General features: G+C 61.2%; 25 protein-coding genes. 5 read left to right on the forward strand and 20 right to left on the reverse strand.

What is annotated here, in order from left to right; genetic code table 11:
- On the forward strand, positions 1-111 hold a 111-nt coding region (locus BM013_RS00005; protein WP_218153631.1), incomplete at its 5' end, for a Fe-Mn family superoxide dismutase.
- 83 nt (positions 112-194) lie between these two features.
- Here BM013_RS00005 and BM013_RS00010 read toward each other — a convergent pair.
- From BM013_RS00010 to BM013_RS00020, 3 genes are all read right to left on the reverse strand, one after another.
- Positions 195-653: a DUF192 domain-containing protein gene (locus BM013_RS00010; protein WP_093121309.1), complete on the reverse strand. Its 459-nt coding sequence runs from the start codon at positions 651-653 to the stop codon at positions 195-197.
- A 98-nt stretch (positions 654-751) separates the two neighbouring features.
- Complete coding sequence (locus BM013_RS00015) at positions 752-949, reverse strand: hypothetical protein (RefSeq protein ID WP_093121311.1); 198 nt, start codon at positions 947-949, stop codon at positions 752-754.
- A gap of 152 nt (positions 950-1,101) precedes the next feature.
- Positions 1,102-1,425 carry a nuclear transport factor 2 family protein gene (locus BM013_RS00020; protein ID WP_093121312.1) on the reverse strand — a complete coding sequence of 108 codons (324 nt, stop codon included), beginning with the start codon at positions 1,423-1,425 and terminating at the stop codon, positions 1,102-1,104.
- A 219-nt stretch (positions 1,426-1,644) separates the two neighbouring features.
- Between BM013_RS00020 and icd the strand changes: the two genes are divergently transcribed.
- Both icd and BM013_RS00030 read left to right on the forward strand, forming a co-directional pair.
- Complete coding sequence (gene icd, locus BM013_RS00025; protein WP_093121313.1) at positions 1,645-2,904, forward strand: NADP-dependent isocitrate dehydrogenase; 1,260 nt, start codon at positions 1,645-1,647, stop codon at positions 2,902-2,904.
- A gap of 162 nt (positions 2,905-3,066) precedes the next feature.
- Positions 3,067-4,263 (forward strand): tyrosine-type recombinase/integrase, encoded by a 1,197-nt coding sequence (locus tag BM013_RS00030; RefSeq protein WP_093121314.1) that lies wholly within the window; start codon positions 3,067-3,069, stop codon positions 4,261-4,263.
- On the opposite strand, the gene BM013_RS00035 is transcribed toward BM013_RS00030, so the two are convergent.
- Positions 4,260-4,529 carry a helix-turn-helix transcriptional regulator gene (locus tag BM013_RS00035; RefSeq protein ID WP_093121315.1) on the reverse strand — a complete coding sequence of 90 codons (270 nt, stop codon included), beginning with the start codon at positions 4,527-4,529 and terminating at the stop codon, positions 4,260-4,262. The genes BM013_RS00030 and BM013_RS00035 overlap by 4 nt on opposite strands.
- A 181-nt stretch (positions 4,530-4,710) precedes the next feature.
- Between BM013_RS00035 and BM013_RS40325 the strand changes: the two genes are divergently transcribed.
- A complete protein-coding gene (locus BM013_RS40325; protein WP_143098209.1) occupies positions 4,711-5,265 on the forward strand; it encodes a hypothetical protein in 555 nt (184 codons plus the stop codon).
- Positions 5,266-5,324: 59 nt separating this feature from the next.
- On the opposite strand, the gene BM013_RS00045 is transcribed toward BM013_RS40325, so the two are convergent.
- The 13 genes from BM013_RS00045 to BM013_RS40335 all read right to left on the reverse strand — a co-directional run bounded on the left by BM013_RS00045 (position 5,325) and on the right by BM013_RS40335 (position 12,082).
- A complete protein-coding gene (locus tag BM013_RS00045) occupies positions 5,325-6,017 on the reverse strand; it encodes a nucleoside/nucleotide kinase family protein (protein WP_093121318.1) in 693 nt (230 codons plus the stop codon).
- 20 nt (positions 6,018-6,037) lie between these two features.
- The gene (locus tag BM013_RS00050) at positions 6,038-6,310 is read right to left on the reverse strand and encodes a hypothetical protein (protein ID WP_093121319.1); all 273 of its coding nucleotides are present in this window, start codon (positions 6,308-6,310) and stop codon (positions 6,038-6,040) included.
- 15 nt (positions 6,311-6,325) lie between these two features.
- Positions 6,326-6,610 (reverse strand): hypothetical protein, encoded by a 285-nt coding sequence (locus tag BM013_RS00055; RefSeq protein WP_093121320.1) that lies wholly within the window; start codon positions 6,608-6,610, stop codon positions 6,326-6,328.
- Positions 6,607-6,813: a hypothetical protein gene (locus tag BM013_RS00060; protein ID WP_093121322.1), complete on the reverse strand. Its 207-nt coding sequence runs from the start codon at positions 6,811-6,813 to the stop codon at positions 6,607-6,609. Before BM013_RS00060 ends, BM013_RS00055 begins: the two co-directional genes overlap by 4 nt.
- Positions 6,810-6,956 carry a hypothetical protein gene (locus BM013_RS41100; RefSeq protein ID WP_177225391.1) on the reverse strand — a complete coding sequence of 49 codons (147 nt, stop codon included), beginning with the start codon at positions 6,954-6,956 and terminating at the stop codon, positions 6,810-6,812. Before BM013_RS41100 ends, BM013_RS00060 begins: the two co-directional genes overlap by 4 nt.
- A 2-nt stretch (positions 6,957-6,958) precedes the next feature.
- Positions 6,959-7,183 (reverse strand): hypothetical protein, encoded by a 225-nt coding sequence (locus tag BM013_RS00065; RefSeq protein ID WP_143098210.1) that lies wholly within the window; start codon positions 7,181-7,183, stop codon positions 6,959-6,961.
- A gap of 3 nt (positions 7,184-7,186) precedes the next feature.
- A complete protein-coding gene (locus tag BM013_RS00070; RefSeq protein ID WP_093121326.1) occupies positions 7,187-10,057 on the reverse strand; it encodes a toprim domain-containing protein in 2,871 nt (956 codons plus the stop codon).
- A gap of 141 nt (positions 10,058-10,198) precedes the next feature.
- Entirely contained in the window at positions 10,199-10,525 is a 327-nt protein-coding gene (locus BM013_RS41105) for a hypothetical protein (protein ID WP_093121327.1), read from the reverse strand.
- Positions 10,522-10,935, reverse strand: a complete 414-nt coding sequence (locus BM013_RS00080) for a DUF7673 family protein (RefSeq protein WP_093121329.1) — start codon at positions 10,933-10,935, stop codon at positions 10,522-10,524. The genes BM013_RS41105 and BM013_RS00080 overlap by 4 nt, the downstream gene beginning before the upstream one ends.
- 136 nt (positions 10,936-11,071) lie before the next feature.
- Positions 11,072-11,395, reverse strand: a complete 324-nt coding sequence (locus BM013_RS00085) for an ogr/Delta-like zinc finger family protein (RefSeq protein WP_093121330.1) — start codon at positions 11,393-11,395, stop codon at positions 11,072-11,074.
- Complete coding sequence (locus BM013_RS00090) at positions 11,392-11,592, reverse strand: hypothetical protein (RefSeq protein WP_093121332.1); 201 nt, start codon at positions 11,590-11,592, stop codon at positions 11,392-11,394. Before BM013_RS00090 ends, BM013_RS00085 begins: the two co-directional genes overlap by 4 nt.
- A 50-nt stretch (positions 11,593-11,642) precedes the next feature.
- Entirely contained in the window at positions 11,643-11,840 is a 198-nt protein-coding gene (locus BM013_RS00095; protein ID WP_093121335.1) for a hypothetical protein, read from the reverse strand.
- Positions 11,841-11,875: 35 nt separating this feature from the next.
- Entirely contained in the window at positions 11,876-12,082 is a 207-nt protein-coding gene (locus tag BM013_RS40335; RefSeq protein ID WP_143098211.1) for a hypothetical protein, read from the reverse strand.
- A gap of 96 nt (positions 12,083-12,178) precedes the next feature.
- On the opposite strand from BM013_RS40335, the gene BM013_RS00100 reads away from it, so the two are divergent.
- A complete protein-coding gene (locus tag BM013_RS00100) occupies positions 12,179-12,523 on the forward strand; it encodes a helix-turn-helix domain-containing protein (protein WP_093121337.1) in 345 nt (114 codons plus the stop codon).
- Positions 12,524-12,755: 232 nt separating this feature from the next.
- Here BM013_RS00100 and BM013_RS00105 read toward each other — a convergent pair whose 3' ends face one another.
- The 3 genes from BM013_RS00105 to BM013_RS00115 all read right to left on the reverse strand — a co-directional run bounded on the left by BM013_RS00105 (position 12,756) and on the right by BM013_RS00115 (position 15,130).
- Complete coding sequence (locus BM013_RS00105; RefSeq protein WP_143098212.1) at positions 12,756-13,151, reverse strand: hypothetical protein; 396 nt, start codon at positions 13,149-13,151, stop codon at positions 12,756-12,758.
- A gap of 141 nt (positions 13,152-13,292) precedes the next feature.
- Positions 13,293-13,844 carry a hypothetical protein gene (locus tag BM013_RS00110; RefSeq protein WP_093121340.1) on the reverse strand — a complete coding sequence of 184 codons (552 nt, stop codon included), beginning with the start codon at positions 13,842-13,844 and terminating at the stop codon, positions 13,293-13,295.
- Positions 13,841-15,130: a hypothetical protein gene (locus tag BM013_RS00115; protein ID WP_218153620.1), complete on the reverse strand. Its 1,290-nt coding sequence runs from the start codon at positions 15,128-15,130 to the stop codon at positions 13,841-13,843. Before BM013_RS00115 ends, BM013_RS00110 begins: the two co-directional genes overlap by 4 nt.
- Between the last annotated feature and the right edge of the window lie 11 nt (positions 15,131-15,141).

Consider the following 15,141-nt stretch of genomic DNA (forward strand, 5'->3'; position numbering starts at 1 on the left):
GTGTGGGAACACGCGTACTACATCGACTACCGCAACCTGCGCCCGAAGTTCGTCGAGACCTTCCTGGCCAAGCTGGCCAACTGGGACTTCGCCGCCAAGAACTTCGGTTGATTCCGAGCGTTCCCCAGTAAAAAAGCCGACCCCAGGGTCGGCTTTTTCGTGGGCTGCAGCCGGGAGCTGGCCGGCAGATGCTCTCAGCGTTTGGCGGCTGCGAACAACTCGCCGCCGAGCTTGGCACCCTTCTTGATGTTCTTCTTGGCGAACCAGCCCTGGTTCATTTCGAGCACGTAGCGCACTGGCTCCAGCGAGCAATGCGAGTTCTCGGTCATCGGCTGCATGTCGACCAGGTTGACGATGCGGCCGTCGTCGGCCACGAAGGCGGCGGTGAGCGGCAGGATCGTGTTGCGCATCCAGAAGCATTGCGTGGCAGGCTGCTCGAACACGAAGATCATGCCTTCGGCCTGCGGCATTTCCTTGCGGAACATCAGGCCGATTTCGCGTTGCTGGGGTGTTTGCGCAATCTGCGCGTCGATCTTGTACAGGCCGACCGAAAGCTGCGTGCGTGGCAGGTCGGTCTGTGGTTGCTGCTGGGCATGCGCCGACATCATGAAGGACGCGGACACGAGGAGCAGGGCGGCGAGACGCTTGAACATCGGACAACTCTTTCAGGGCGGGATGGGGGCCCGGCCTAAATCAAAAAATGCCAATAAAAATGCCCGCTGATGCGGGCATTGCCGGTGAGCTTGAAAGCTTACACCTTCTTGGCGGTGGCCGTGTGGGCCTTGGCCATGTGGCGAACCTTGTGCTTTTTGGCAGCAACGTGCTTCTTGGCGGAAGCGTGCTTGGCAACCTTCGGGGCTGCGGGAGCGGCCGTGGTGGGTTCGGCTTGTTGAGCGAAAGCACCGGCAGCGAAGAGGCCGGCGACCAGGGCTGCGAGCAGCTTGTTCATGAAGAAATCCTTTGAAATTCGTTGATCTGGATTGCCCTTCCTGCGGAAGGTAGACATTCAACGGGCCCTGCGCGTCGCGGTTGACAGCCATCTGACGAGGGAAGACGAAAAAAAAGCGCTCCGATAGAGCGCTTTTTTCGAGGCCTGCCGAATTACTTCGGGGTGGCGCCTTGGGTCGACTTGCGCTTGATGCTGCCGTCCTTGTTGCGACGACGCTGGTCGCGGGTTTCAGCGCGCTTCTCGCCGGAGGCAGCAGCCTTGTCGGCACCAATGGCGCCGCCTTCGGGCGTCTTGGCTTCGTCACCACCGGCAGCCTTGACTTGGCCAGCGGGCTTGGCAGCCTTCTTGGTTTCAGCACGTTGCTGCGACTTGCTGTTCGTGGCGTTACCTTGTTCGGGCGTCGTGCCAGCCGGGTTTTGGGCGTAGGCGCCAGCGGCGAACAGGCCAGCGATCATGACTGCGAGAATTTTGCTCATTGATGATTCCTCTATCGAGAATTGGTTGGAAACGCCTCCCGGCGAGCAGAAGGTCTGCCACTAACGAGCCCATTGGCCCGTCGGTTGACAAACGCTTGCTGTGGGGTTGCGTCTAAAATGTACAGCGATTTGTTCACTGGCTGTACAGCGAATCCGCGCCGTGTCTGAATTCGCTGACAGTCGTCAAAATTAAGCCGATCCCCGGAGCCATACCCCCTCATGTCCAGTTATCAGCACATCAAAGTCCCGACCGAAGGTCAGAAGATCACGGTCAACGCCGACAACTCGCTGAATGTGCCTGACGAACCGGTCATTCCCTTCATCGAAGGCGACGGCACCGGTCTGGACATCACTCCCGTCATGCTGAAGGTGGTCGATGCCGCAGTGGCCAAGGCCTACAGCGGCAAGAAGAAGATCCACTGGATGGAGGTCTACGCTGGCGAGAAGTCGACCAAGGTCTACGGCCCCGACGTCTGGCTTCCCGAGGAAACGCTGCACGCCGTGCGCGACTACGTCATCTCCATCAAGGGCCCGCTCACCACGCCCGTCGGCGGTGGCATCCGCTCGCTGAACGTCGCGTTGCGCCAGGAGCTCGACCTGTACGTCTGCCTGCGTCCGATCCGGTATTTCCAGGGCGTGCCCAGCCCGGTGCGCGAGCCGCACAAGACCAACATGGTGATCTTCCGAGAGAACTCGGAAGACATCTATGCCGGTATCGAATTCGAAGCCGAGAGCGACAAGGCCAAGAAGCTCATCAAGTTCCTCCAGGACGAAATGGGCGTCAAGAAGATCCGCTTCCCCGACACCTCGGGCATCGGCGTCAAGCCCGTGTCGATCGAAGGCACCGAGCGTCTGGTGCGCAAGGCATTTCAATATGCCATCGACAACGACAAGTCCAGCGTCACCCTGGTGCACAAGGGCAACATCATGAAGTTCACCGAAGGTGGCTTCCGTGACTGGGGCTACAACCTGGCCGCCAAGGAGTTCGGCGCCGAGCTGATCGACGGCGGCCCCTGGATGAAGTTCAAGAATCCGCAGTCGGGCAAGGAAATCACCGTCAAAGACAGCATCGCCGACGCCTTCCTGCAGCAGATTCTGCTGCGCCCGGCCGAGTACAGCGTGATTGCCACGCTCAACCTCAACGGCGATTACGTGTCGGACGCGTTGGCCGCGCAGGTTGGCGGCATCGGCATCGCCCCAGGTGCGAACCTGAGCGATACCGTCGCCATGTTCGAAGCCACACACGGCACGGCCCCCAAGTACGCCGGCAAGGATTACGTGAACCCCGGTTCCGAAATTCTCTCGGCTGAAATGATGCTGCGCCACATGGGCTGGAAGGAAGCGGCTGACCTCATCATCAGCTCGATGGAAAAGTCGATCGCCAGCAAGAAGGTCACCTATGACTTCGCGCGCCTGATGGATGGCGCGACGCAAGTGAGTTGCTCGGGCTTCGGGCAAGTCATGATCGACAATATGTAAGTCGGTGCTCGGTGTTGAACCGAGTTGAACATTCGGCCCCGTTTCCCTCTGTGGAAGACGGGGCCGAATTGTTTTTGATCGCCCGATGTTGAACTACGTTGCCTTATATTTGGGGCCATGCAGCCGGGCCATGATTTTCTGCATGGCCCCAAAAATCGCCCCATGCGCCACGTCAACTACTCCCTCAAACCGGCAACCATCAACAACGCGGCACCACGCGAGAAACCATATTCAATGACGGACGGTGGGGGGCTGCACATCGAGGTGCTGCCATCGGGGTCGAAGGTGTGGCGATACAAGTACCACCTGAACGGCAAGCGTGAGAAGGTGACCATCGGCTCCTACCCGGCTTTCAGCATCAAGCAGGCGCGAGACAAACACGAGGAGTTCCGCGCAGTGGTTGAGCGCAACGAGAGCCCCGCTCGGCAGAAGCAGTCGGCTCTAGATGAGCGACGTGCTGCCGAAGCGCGAGCCGTGACCTTCAAGACCTTCGCGGAGCTGTGGGTCGACGAGACACTGTTCTACCGTTCGGCGAACTATCGTTCACAAACTCTGCGGTGGCTGCAGGAATATGTTTACCCGGCCATCGGCGAAAAAGCGCTCGATGAGGTTGAGCCTGAACACGTGCTTCGCATCATTGAGAAGCGCCTGGACACCTCTGTCACGGCCGAGCGCATTCGGGTCATCATCCAACAGATCTTCAACTACGCGATCCGCAAGCTGATCGTGAAGAGCAACCCGGCAACGCCGCTGCGAGGAGTCGTGACGCGCGCACCGGTGAAGCATCACCGACATCTGAACGAGAAGGAGCTGGCAGCGTTCTGGAAAGCCGTCGACCGACAGGGCGCTCATGCAACAACCGTGGCGGCCACTAAGCTACTGCTGTTGACGATGACTCGGAAGATCGAATTGCTGCGGGCGAAGTGGGAGGAGTTTGATCTGGAAGCCGGCATCTGGAATATTCCAGCCTCACGCATGAAGATGAAGAAGGCGCATCGCGTTTTCCTGTCGACGCAGGCAGCCAGCACTCTTCAAATTGTGCATACGCTCACAGGGCACGGGGACTATGTGTTCCCCTCAATCTTTCGCGGCGGCGTACCCATGGGTGATGTGACGCTCAATCACTTCGTGAAGCGAATCGACTTTGGAGTTCCAGAGTTCAGCCCGCACGGCATGAGGGGCACCGCAGCTACCCTGCTGCGGGAGCATGGCTTCGGGAGGGATGTGGTTGAGCTGTTGCTTGCGCACGCGGAGAAGAGCCAAGTGGTGGCGGCGTACACGCACGCGGAGCACGCCGAGGAGAGGAAGAGGGCGATGCAGTTCCTGGCGGACTACATCGACCAGTTGGCCGCAACCTAGTTCTTCAGGCCTTCCCGCACGGCCAGCACCTGCTCGACAGGCCATACCCGCGTACGCGCCCCGAGCAAGATGCCCTCAGGAACCTTGCCTTGTTCGACCCATTTCAGCCATGTGCGGCTCACGATGGGCAATAGCCCCGGCTTTCCGTGCTGGCGGTCGCCGCAGATGTCTTTCACGCGCAGTAGTGCGCCGGCGGGGTATTGCTTCAGCTGCTCGCTGGCGGCGAGTACGGTGGGTTGTGGCGTATGCATGATCAGTCGCTCCATTTCAGGCAGTGCGTCCAGAAGCAACGACCGGTTGCGTGGCCGTTGATCGCACTCGCGATGACATAGATGAGGCAGTTGATCTACGGGCCCGCGATACCATGCGCGCGGAAAGAGGAGAACCTACATGCCCCCCGTCCCACCTGACTACTGCTTTCTTTGGATAGACCACTGGTCGACCTGCATGCAAAAGAACGAATGGGCGAGCTGGGTTCAAGCGATTTTTTCGGTTATTGCTATTTGCGCGGCGGTCGGCATAGCGATGTGGCAACGACGAGCTGAAAAAGCAGCAACGGTGCAGCGCGACCTTGCACGAGCCGAAATTGTGGCGTCTAAGGTTCTCCTCATGACTTCCGGCCTTCCGGTCCAGCTCGAACGTTTGGCCAGCCATATTCGATCTGTGCCAGAAGCAGCTGATCCGATGCAACTGCTCGAGACAATGCAAGCGCAGTTCGATTTCATGCCCATGCCAGACGAGGGGCAACTGATGAATCTTCTGCCGATGCCCAAAAAGTCTGCTCGGCGCCTTACTCATGCTTGCGAACTTGTTGATCAAAGCAAGCTTTCGATTAGGAAGCTCAAACAGATAGGCCTGGTCAGGAACCTCCGCGAGATGCCTGAGCAGTTCAGTGCGCTTGGTGACGTCGTTGATCGTTCTGTGGTGCTTATTGAGGAGTCGAGGAAAGACTTGGATGCGTTCTTGCACGGTCGAAACGCTGAGGTTATTGCGCAAAGCTGATTGGGTCTTCCGCCGCCAAATTTTGAGAAGAAGTACATCGAGAGTTGAATCGATCTGGCTCATTCTTCGAGCCCGTCAACCGAACCACGGACTGGGGGAAGAGTCAGCACGCTGTCACGCAACGCCTCGAGGCTCCCATCGTTCTGCAAATCGAAGTCGGCGGCGATCTGGTGCCGTTCACTGCTGTGGCGCGCTGTATCGACGCTGAGGGTGGTGGCGTTCGGGCTGTGGACCCGAACGATGTTCAGCTGCACGCCGAGCGCATGCAGCGCCGCTACTTCGACGGGGTCGCGTAGATCGGTAAGCGCGAATCGACGGAACCCGACCGCCGCCTTCCTAGCGATCCAGCGGGTCGCGATGTCGGCGTAGTAGCTCGGACGGTAGCGACGCTGGAAGTCTGCCCAGTGCTGCATCACCCAGCGCGGGCTGCGCGGCTCGTGCAGGCTCTCGTCGGCGTCGAAACACCAGCTGATGAAAGCGGGCTCGCCGCACATGCCCACGGCCAGCGCCGGAATAGCCCATTCTTTGGTCGGGCGATGGTTGAGCATGCGCTCGTCGATGCGCCACGCCGCGGCGATCTCGCGCCGCAGGGCATCGCCGAACGCGAGGGTCTCGAACTGGCGGTGGTTGAGCAGGACGGTGGCGGCACTGTCCTTGCCTGCGCCGGTCCTTCCGGTGAAGGCGATCACGGTGATGCCGCTCTGGGCGGTCTTGCCGCAGCGACGCGGCGATTCGATGTAGACACGATTCATGGAGGTTCTTTTCGGGTTGATCAGTCGTCGTCGCGCTCGCCGGATGCGGCGCGCTTGCGGTCGAGAAAGCGGCCGCCGGTGGCGGGCGGTCGGGGGCGCCACGCGGGCGCGCAAGGTGCTCGAGGGGCCGCCCCTGCGGCGGCGGTGGGATGTCGGGCCGCCAGGCGCACCATGCGGCTGCGCACGCGGTCTTGCATCACGGTGTCGAAGTCGTCGGCCCAGTGAAAGCGCTCTGCCATGCGCGCGCAGGTCTCGCGCAGCAGTTGGTCGGTGGGCGGGTTCGCGTGGGCCATGACGGCTTCTTGTCGTCAGTGCCAGGCCGGGATGTCGAGGTGGCGCGCGTTCGGCCCGCAGCTCCCGGATGCCGAGCGCGCCACCTCGAGCGCTTCCGGATGGCCCGACAGCCGCACCGCCGGGCTGTCGCACAGCAGCCGGCCGGCGGTTGCCGTCGAATGGGTGCACAGCTCGCAGGCGCGGAAGGACGTCGCAAGCGGGCGCACGAAAGGCCTGCTGTGGCCCGTGCATGCCGGCGAGGCATGCAGCGCCACCACGGCCGTTGCCTCAGGCCCTGAAATCAGCTCGTAGGCGCTCATTTCGCGCCTCGGGCGGGCATGGTCACAACGTTGTCGAGTTCGAGGCTCTGCTGGCGCTCTGCGGCCTTCCTCTGTGCTTCTCTGGCAAGAGCCCGGCGCGCAGCCTTGAAGGTTTCGCTGATGTCGGTATGCACCGAGTTTCGGTACTTGAAGCCGGGGGCGTAGATGCTCCGCGTGGGCATGGTCTTGCGGGGGCCGGTCATGCAGACCTCCGCACGCTGAGCAGCCGCACGGCGCCGAAACGGTCGAAGGCGATGCCTTCGGCTGCGGCGCACGAGTTGGCGAGCTGGGTGTAGCCGTAGAAGACGCCGGTGGCGTCGATGACCTTCACGAGGTAGGCGTGCATGGTCAGACCTCCTTTGCAGGGTTGGTGGTGATGGAAGGCGGGAAGGGGGCGGGCTCGACGCGGTCGACCAAGCGGCCCAGCGCGGTCTCAGCGAGCTGCCGCGCGGCGTCAGCGTCGCGAGCACGCAGCTGGACGAAGAGGGCGATGGGCGCCTGGCCGGGCACGGCGTGGCGGTAGTGGCAGCGGAAGGGCCGCGAGCGGGTGATGTGCATGGGGGTGGGGGTCATGGGTCAGGCGCCGCGCCCGGGCCGCTCGAAGACCCAGCAATGCACGGTCTTCGGGACGGTCTTCGCAACTTCGGCGTCGATGGCCGGCGTGAGGCCGGTGCGGATGGCGCTGTTCACCGAGCGGATCTCGATGAAGCGGCGGGTCTTGCTGGTGCGCAGCACCTTTTTCAGGTCGGCCAGCAGCGGGATCTGCTGGCGGTGAGCGTTCGCGCGCTCGACGAACTCGTTCAAGTTCACAGCGATCAATTTGTCGTCGCGGCTGTGGTTGAGCAACGGGCGGTCGAAGTGCTCGCCCTTGACGTTCGTGTAGCCGAGGGCGTCGAGGTAGTCGAAGGCCTCCCAGAACTCGTGGACAAGTGGGTGATCGGCGTTGATGGCCTGCTGGCGCTCGCGCGCCATTGCCACGACCTGCGACTGCACCTGTGCGAACTGCTCGTCGGACACTGCGAAGATGCTGCGCAGCGCCTTCGCCATGGCGAGCAGCTGGGCGTGGTTCTTCGCGATGCGCGGCTTGTGAATGCCGTCCTGCGCGAGCAGGAACCGGATGTTCTCGTCATGATCAGCGGCCACCCTCGCCATCACGTCGGCTTCGCGCTTCAGCGCAGCCAGAATGAAGCCGCTGACCTGCTCGATCTCGACCTTCTCGAGCGCCTTGGCGCTCTCGTAGCTCGCCGACGTGAACCCTCGGGTGTCGAAGGTCATGTGGCAGATGCGCTCCATGATGGCTTGCGAGGCCTGCACCTGGTTGTTCTGGCTGATGACGATGGACGCGCGGAACGGCGGGTCGTAGGTCTCGTTGCCGCCGGTCTTCACTCCGGTGGTGCGGATGCTGTTGCCGTTGTAGGCGTCCTTGAGCTCGTCCCAGTCGAAGCTCTTCACGTGCGACTGGTTGCCGTTCTTCGTCTCGCGGTCGGACTCGATCAGCACGATGGGCAGGTTGCTGACCTGTGTGAACGTGCGCAGGCGGCCCGCCGAGGTGGACTTAGAAGGGTCGAAGCCCTCGTAGTCGCGTCCCAGCAGCTTCCAGAGGAACTGGATCAGCGTCGTCTTGCCCGAGCCGGGCTCACCCACGATCTCGAGGAACGGAAAGCTCTGCTGCTCGGCGCGCACCTGCTCGGCGAACAGGCTGCCGAACCAGTAGGCGAGGGCGATGTAGCCTTTGGCGCCGAAGGCTGACCAGAGGTGTTTCTGCCAGGTGCGCTCGTAGCCCTCGCGGTCGGTGTTGACGTGCAGATGAATCGACTTCTGCAGCGTCTTGATCGACAGCTTGTCGAAGTCGAAGTAGTCCTCTTTATTGGCCTCGTGGATGGCGCCTGCGCGCACGGCCACCTTGCCGAGGAGGTAGGTCTTGTGGGCGGCGCTGTAGCCGATGAAGTCGACGGTCTGGACCGTTTTGATGTTGTCCAGCTGGCGCTGCATCATCACTTCGAGCTGCTGGCTGCTGCCGCTGAAGATCGCGCCAGCCGCCATGTGCAGCAACTGTTTCTTGAACTCGCTGCCGGTGGTCAGTTGCCCTGCGGTGAAGGTGCCCTTGATCTCGGGTCCGTCGTGTGGAAACGAGACGCGGAAGTAGTACCAGGCATCGCCGGTGATCTCGTTGCGCTGGTAGTAGAGCGCCTGCGGCTTGCAGTTGGCGATGGGCTGCAGGACGCCGGATTCCTTCAGCGCCTGTGTACGAAGCTCCTCGTCGGTCAGCGGCTTGCTGTGGCCTTCGGCGATGGATTCCTTGATGCGGTCTTCGGCCTTGCCGTACCTGTCGAGGTCGAGCTTGAACCAGTACAGGCGGTTGCTGTGGTCGAAGTCGAAGCTCGTCTTGCTGCTGCGGTTGTAGATCAGCAGGGCCTTGTCCTGAGGCGTGGCGGCCAGCAACAGGGCGCCCTGGTAGCGGTAGTCCTCGAGGTGCTTGTCCTCGAGCCGGCCGCGCTGGTGCAGGTCGTTCCAGTCGATCTTTGCCTTGCCGCGCTGGGGGATCTGCGCCGCCGAGCAGATCCAGCCTGCTTCGCGCGCGCGTTTCACGTACTTGATCGTGAAGTCCTGGCCGGCCCGGTCTGCGTCGAAGGCCCAGACGAGCGAGGGCATGCTGGCGGCGCCGTTCTGGGCCTCGACGATGGCCCTTACCTCCGCCAGCGCCTTCTCGGGGTAGTTGTTGCAGCTGAGTAGCGCCACGGCGGCGATACCATGGTGCGCAAGGGCGATGGCATCGAAGATGCCTTCAACGAGCCACAGCTCTTCGGGAGGTGTGCTGGCAGCCCGCGCCGGGCCCGCTGGCGATGCGGCCTGCAGCGCCTGGGCGAGAGCAGTCTCCGGCGTGGGCGCCGGCGGCGCGACGAACGACAGCCCGGGCATGGCCCACCAGGTGCCCGCGTAGCTGCCGCCCGTCTTGAAGTTCGCCTTCTTCTTGCCGAAGCGGTGCGGCCGGTCGAAGAAGCGTTCCCACCAGGTGCCCTCGAGCTGGAAGCGCACAGTGCCAGTGCCAGCGCTGCGGCCCTGATCGGCACGCGCGTCGAAGTAGTGCTCCTGCGTGTAGGCGCCCTTGATCAGCGCCAAGTCGAAACCACGGCCCTTCTCAAGGTAGGCATCCGCTGCAGCGTTTTCGTTCTGCTGCTCGGGCGGCTTCGCCTGCTCGGGCTTCTGGTAGCGCTCGGTCCACGAGTTGAAGAAGTCCGGATAGAGGTCCTTCGCGTGAGCTTCGAAACCGCAGTTGTTCAAGCGGTCGCAGCGGACCACCCACGGGCTGGTCGCATAGGTCCACATAGACTTCTTGCTGCAGGCCGGGCAGACGCCTTTCTGCAGGAACCGGCCATCGCTCGTGCGCTTGAACTCGTAGTCGTTGACCAGCGCGTCGGCGATGTCGTTGAGGAGGTCTCCGCTCATGTGCCCCTCAAAGCAGCTCGGCGAGCGCGAGCGCGCGCCCGAGCAGGACAGCGATCACCACCACCACGAGGGCAGGCAGCAGGGGCAGCACAGCGCCTGCAAACGCGCGCGGCTGCAAGGAGCGAACGTCATCTCGGCGCATCAGGCGGGCACCCCGCTGCGGCGCCGCGCCTGCACGGCGGCGTCGGCCGCGTCCGCAGTGGCTGCGGCACGATGGATGGCCGTCGCCAGCGCACGCGCATCGTTCGGCGTGATGTGCAGGGGCAGGATGCCGGCTGACGGGCCGGACCCGATGACGAGCAAGACGAAGGGGCGATGGCTCCGGTTGCTTCCTCCGGCGCTGTGATACGAGTAGACGTCGATCTCGACGCCTGCAGCGGCACCGGGATTGCCGTTCTGCCGGTGGCAGATCGTCTGGCCGTGGGCGGTCCAGTGGTTGCCGCCCCCGTCGAGGAGGTTGGCGCTCATGCCGGCTCGCTTTCGTCGCAGAGGTGCAGCGTGCCCGGCGGTGCGGCCGGTGTCGGTGGGACGATGGTCAAGTGCGCTGGCTCGAGCACGTCGAGGTACTCGCGCTTGCATTTGCCCTTGTGTTTCCACTCGTGCGCCAGGTGCTCGAAGCGCTGTCCGAAGTCGCGGCGGCCCGTGAGGCGGTTGAGCCACGCGTGGACCTCCATCTGGCAGCGCCCCGCGTCGTCGTTGATCACGGTGATGGCTGCCTCGAGGTGCGCGTTGTCCAGCACGCGCAGATCCGTGAGATCGAAGGGGAAGCGCGAGCCGTTGTACAGGCCGAGCAGCACACCAGCAGCCGCGCGGGCGCCCGACGTTCCTTGGTGGACCTGCGTCACGTTCCAGAGCTTGATGAGCGCGGCCGTGTTCATGCGGCGCTCCTGGCAGAGGGGTTGCGAGAGGGGGGAGCTGTCATTTGGAAACCTCCGGGGTGAGCACATCCCGCAGGGCCTCCGAACAGGCACCGCAGGGGTTAAGAAAAGGGGGAAGAGCGGGGCGCTCTGGCTGCTATGAAGGCCCGCCGGCATCGGCCGGCTGGAACAGATCGCGCGTCGTGGGCGGCGTCTTGAGCGGCGTGTATTCCGCAGTGGCACCGCTGCGGATCTGGTGTGCGATCACGTCGCGCCGCATGTGCGACGACAGGGGCAGCGACACGGCAGGATCAGGTGTGGCCGAGGGCGAGATCGTCATGTCGGCTTCCGTGGTTGCGCGCCAGGTGTGGCCGCACTCGTGGTTGCTGCAGATGACGTAGTGCTGCGAGACGGTGGCCGACAGCGCCTTCGTCGTCGTGATCGTGCCGAGGGTGTCGCAGTGGGGGCAGCGAAGTCTCATTGCCGCTCCTTGCGAGGTTGGGGATCGACCAGATACAAGGCCCGGCCGCGGCCGGTCGTTGCGCGCGCAGCGCGACGAAGCCGCGCCTTCACAAGCCACTCTGCCGCCGCTTCGAGCGAGGGAAGCCCGCGATCCGACTGCACGCGCTCGATCAGCGCGTGGTCTTCGTCCGTGAAGGTGATGGTGTGCTCGGGCATCTTTTCGGCTGCTCTTGTTGCGCCTTGAAGCGGCTGTTTGCGGCCTTCCTTCAGGCGACGCGCTGGTCCAGACTCGGCTCATGTACAAGACCAAGCACCTGCCGCGCTTCACGAAGTGCGAGTTCGCGCAACAGCGTCGAGAGCTGCTCACCTTGATAGGTCGCCATCGCGTTGACGAGGCCGTCCTCGTAGTCGTCGAGACGGATCGTGTAGCGGTTGGTGCGAATGCGCTTCGGGTCGGGGTACATGGGTGGAGCCTTCCGAGGGGAGGTACAGGGAAAGATCAGGCCGCGAGCGGCGTGTTGGTGCGGTCGCACTCCTCAAGGCCGCGCAGGGCTGCGAGGCGCAGGACCGATGCCATGGAGCGCTGCTCCCGCGCCGCGAGGCTCTTGAAGCGCTCTAATTCCTCCGGATGCAGCCGTACAGCGACGGGTCTGTCACTTACTGTCCCGTTCGGGGCGCGGCGCACGCGGGTTTTGACGGTCTTCATGGGCGATGACATATGAAAGGGGCTGTGTATGCTCACAACACGGAAAATTGCACAGTGAAGCGGACTATAGAGCAGAAAACTGCTTATTACAACTGAATGGAAGAAGAAATCCGCTTATCTATAGGCGCACGGCTCCGTGAGGAGCGAGAGCGCCTCGGCATGTCCCAGACAGCTTTTGCAGAAATGGGCAGCGTTTCGCTACGTGCGGAGCAGGACTGGGAGCGCGGGAACTCGGCGCCCAAGGCTGACTTTCTTGCGGTCGCAGCTTCCCAAGGTGTAGATGTGCTCTACGTCTTGACCGGGCAATACACGCCTGTTGCAGGCGGGACCCTCAACGCGGAAAAGAGGGCTCTTCTCGACAACTACGAAAATGCAGACGAAGAAGGGAGGGCTGCAGCCCGGAGGGTACTTTCTTCGCTCGCGAAACAGAAGACCGGATAACCGAAGGCCACCATGGCTTCAGCTGCTGTGGGCGCTAATTCGATGGGGATTTAGCGATGACTGGCTTGACATCGATGAGGTCAGCCGCGCTGCATACGCGCTCTTCCAGTCCAGCGAATAACGGGGCTTGCTGCGAGTAAGTCAGCACCGGTGTTGGCGACGAATCTCAACATGCGGCAAGGTCCGGATGCGCTGACATGGACGGTCATGAGACATAGTCGACGCGTTCTCATCAATAGTCGAGATAGGTGATTTTTCTGCCTTCGAGCATCGCATGGCTGGAAAACGCGATGGAGAAGCGTTTGAACAGGCCGAGAAAATCTGCAATTGCCATATCGATGTTGATACGGCGGACCATGACAGGTCCGTTGGCAGCGTCGATCATCGCTTTGACCGACTCATGGTCACCTTTCTGAGCAAGGTAGAACGTGACCGCAATGGGGTCGTCGAACCTGCCATGCATTTCACCAGTGTGGGCCTCGATCCCAAGCACGATCTCGCCAGCGTCTCTCAGGAAGCCCATAGTCTGCAAAAATTCACGAGGGCTGTTCCTATCAGCGTTGTCGACTTGGGATGTGCCCTTGAAGTCGCCGTACTTGGTTGATGCTTTAAATGCCTCAGTGAACATTTTGACCTCGTATATTTACGGTGACCACGATGCGAAACACAAGTAGTTGTCGTGAAGCTTAAGGCCCGTGAATTGCTGGCGTGGGAAGGCCATATAAAGCGCGGCGCACGTTCTTCGCCACCAGTTACGCAGGGTGCAGCTTCAAAAGTTGAGAGATGATTGGAGTCCGCGCTTAAAACTTGGGAACGGGCGGTTATATATTGCCGTGAACAAGGCGTTCAGGCATTCAAAGATTGCCTGCATTGCTGCTGAAACCGCCGCTGCCGTCAATTGAATGTTCTCTTTGGGATGCACAAGCTTGTTCCGCAGGTTGAAGCCTGCACTAAGTGCTGGCCACCAGCTTGGCTTCCCGGAGGCAAATGGGTCGGATGACGAGAAATTGGCCAGGATGTACGACAACCGATCCTCAAACCGATATATCTTGAGCCTATCCTTGATTATGAATCGGCCCTTCTCAAGCGCGAATTCCTTCTCGGTGAGAATGGATCGATCGAGCACGTGCAGGTTTGGCCGCAACGTCAGTTCGTCCGCTACTGCGTTGATGTGCGACTCCAACGAACTGAAGGCAAGCAGCAAGGCGGCATGCGCGTACGCTTCACGAGCAGCCGCCGCTTCAGATTCCTCCAGCGCCTTTTCAAGGAAGCGCTTTGCTTCCTCGAACAGCTGGGTGGAGAGCATGTCGATATCGCTCATGTATTCGCGACCTTTTGCTGCGCTCGGATTACGTCCAACTGGGCTTCCTTGGCATGAAACTTCAAGATGGCCACGTCTACAAGCGACGAACTGATTCCAGCGCCCTTTTCGGCCTGAAGGAAGAACAGCTCAGCCAGCCGTCCGCGCTCTTTTGCGTCGGTGCGATAGCCGAGGCCTCGATAGCTCTCCGAGTCGGTTTTGTGGCGACCCTTTGCAAGCACCGCAGCGTTCAGCGGATCCTTACTTGATATGTCTTTCAGATTAAAGTGTCGCTGCAGGCGCGGCGTATTCTTGTAGAGAACACCCGCTACAAATGCCCATGCGCTTAGAACTGCGTAGTTCAAAGCCTTTTCGCCGAAATCAAGATTGCCTTTTTTGCCAGTAGTCTCAGGTGCGAATGCGTCTCGCTGGGCACCGATCAGGCCGGCAAATGCCTTCCCCGCGGCAAGAAGGCCTGCGTCATCCCAAAGCTTGGGCTTTTGGGTTTTAAGAGCCTGCCAATCCGCATCAGTCGATCCAGACTTGGACATGATCGGAGTTGTCTCCGAACTGTCGAATTTCGTCGGATCAACACCTTGACCTAGAAAGTAGTTGACGATGAAAGTGCGCGCTGCACGTACCGTCAATGGCGCCGCTCTCGCTCGCTTGTCTGCAAAGTCTTGGCCTTCGGGGAGTAGGCCTGCCTTTTGGCACCAGTTCCTCAGTTGCGGACCGGCAAGTGTTTCCTGCATCCGGTCGAACAAGTCAGTAGACACCGCGATGTTCGTGTTGGAGATGAGCTGTACATCGATCCGCTGCTCGTTGTCCAATCCAAAGTAAACCTTGAGGCCGTGCAGTTCATCAACGCCTTGCGAGAGCGCACCTTGGATTGCAGTAAACCTGTGTTGCCCACCAACAATTTTTAATGGACGCGTCGAATCGAAAGCTCGAGTGAACTCACATACCAGATTACTGAATGTTCGCTTCTGAAGAGCGTCTTCCTTCATCTGCTCGAATGCGACGTGGTCTTCTACTATCTCTCTGTTGGCCCGATACTCCGCTTGTTCCTCGGGGTCAAGAGGGACATCCACAGTGCCGAGCTTGATCAAGTAATTTGCACGCACGTGGCACTCGACAAAAATCGCGCCCGTACGCACATCGCGAAGGACTACGAGATGCCCCTTTTCTAAGGGCTCGGCTTCGCTCATGAAGTCCTGAACTAGAGCGATGGCGTTCGCCTTGGATTTGCTGTCGGGAAGTTGCGTGTGATCAATGATGTCTGGGTCGTTCTTCTTGATGGTTAACATTGAAGCGCTTT

The organism is Variovorax sp. OK605, from assembly GCF_900115445.1.
Lineage (GTDB): Bacteria > Pseudomonadota > Gammaproteobacteria > Burkholderiales > Burkholderiaceae_C > Variovorax.

Coding starts and splice junctions, on each gene's coding strand:
- BM013_RS00010 (WP_093121309.1), bottom strand. CDS start 653: ATGTTCAAGCGTCTCGCCGCCCTGCTCCTCGTGTCCGCGTCCTTCATG.
- BM013_RS00070 (WP_093121326.1), bottom strand. CDS start 10,057: ATGAGCGGAGACCTCCTCAACGACATCGCCGACGCGCTGGTCAACGAC.
- BM013_RS00060 (WP_093121322.1), bottom strand. CDS start 6,813: ATGACCGGCCCCCGCAAGACCATGCCCACGCGGAGCATCTACGCCCCC.
- BM013_RS00035 (WP_093121315.1), bottom strand. CDS start 4,529: ATGGAGCGACTGATCATGCATACGCCACAACCCACCGTACTCGCCGCC.
- BM013_RS41100 (WP_177225391.1), bottom strand. CDS start 6,956: ATGCACGCCTACCTCGTGAAGGTCATCGACGCCACCGGCGTCTTCTAC.
- BM013_RS40335 (WP_143098211.1), bottom strand. CDS start 12,082: ATGAAGACCGTCAAAACCCGCGTGCGCCGCGCCCCGAACGGGACAGTA.
- BM013_RS00110 (WP_093121340.1), bottom strand. CDS start 13,844: ATGAGCGATATCGACATGCTCTCCACCCAGCTGTTCGAGGAAGCAAAG.
- BM013_RS00100 (WP_093121337.1), top strand. CDS start 12,179: ATGGAAGAAGAAATCCGCTTATCTATAGGCGCACGGCTCCGTGAGGAG.
- BM013_RS00055 (WP_093121320.1), bottom strand. CDS start 6,610: ATGAGCGCCTACGAGCTGATTTCAGGGCCTGAGGCAACGGCCGTGGTG.
- BM013_RS00015 (WP_093121311.1), bottom strand. CDS start 949: ATGAACAAGCTGCTCGCAGCCCTGGTCGCCGGCCTCTTCGCTGCCGGT.
- BM013_RS00050 (WP_093121319.1), bottom strand. CDS start 6,310: ATGGCCCACGCGAACCCGCCCACCGACCAACTGCTGCGCGAGACCTGC.
- BM013_RS00090 (WP_093121332.1), bottom strand. CDS start 11,592: ATGCCCGAGCACACCATCACCTTCACGGACGAAGACCACGCGCTGATC.
- BM013_RS00020 (WP_093121312.1), bottom strand. CDS start 1,425: ATGAGCAAAATTCTCGCAGTCATGATCGCTGGCCTGTTCGCCGCTGGC.
- BM013_RS40325 (WP_143098209.1), top strand. CDS start 4,711: ATGCAAAAGAACGAATGGGCGAGCTGGGTTCAAGCGATTTTTTCGGTT.
- BM013_RS00115 (WP_218153620.1), bottom strand. CDS start 15,130: ATGTTAACCATCAAGAAGAACGACCCAGACATCATTGATCACACGCAA.
- BM013_RS00095 (WP_093121335.1), bottom strand. CDS start 11,840: ATGTACCCCGACCCGAAGCGCATTCGCACCAACCGCTACACGATCCGT.
- BM013_RS00030 (WP_093121314.1), top strand. CDS start 3,067: ATGCGCCACGTCAACTACTCCCTCAAACCGGCAACCATCAACAACGCG.
- BM013_RS00105 (WP_143098212.1), bottom strand. CDS start 13,151: ATGTTCACTGAGGCATTTAAAGCATCAACCAAGTACGGCGACTTCAAG.
- BM013_RS00080 (WP_093121329.1), bottom strand. CDS start 10,935: ATGAACACGGCCGCGCTCATCAAGCTCTGGAACGTGACGCAGGTCCAC.
- BM013_RS00085 (WP_093121330.1), bottom strand. CDS start 11,395: ATGAGACTTCGCTGCCCCCACTGCGACACCCTCGGCACGATCACGACG.
- BM013_RS41105 (WP_093121327.1), bottom strand. CDS start 10,525: ATGAGCGCCAACCTCCTCGACGGGGGCGGCAACCACTGGACCGCCCAC.
- icd (WP_093121313.1), top strand. CDS start 1,645: ATGTCCAGTTATCAGCACATCAAAGTCCCGACCGAAGGTCAGAAGATC.
- BM013_RS00065 (WP_143098210.1), bottom strand. CDS start 7,183: ATGACCCCCACCCCCATGCACATCACCCGCTCGCGGCCCTTCCGCTGC.
- BM013_RS00045 (WP_093121318.1), bottom strand. CDS start 6,017: ATGAATCGTGTCTACATCGAATCGCCGCGTCGCTGCGGCAAGACCGCC.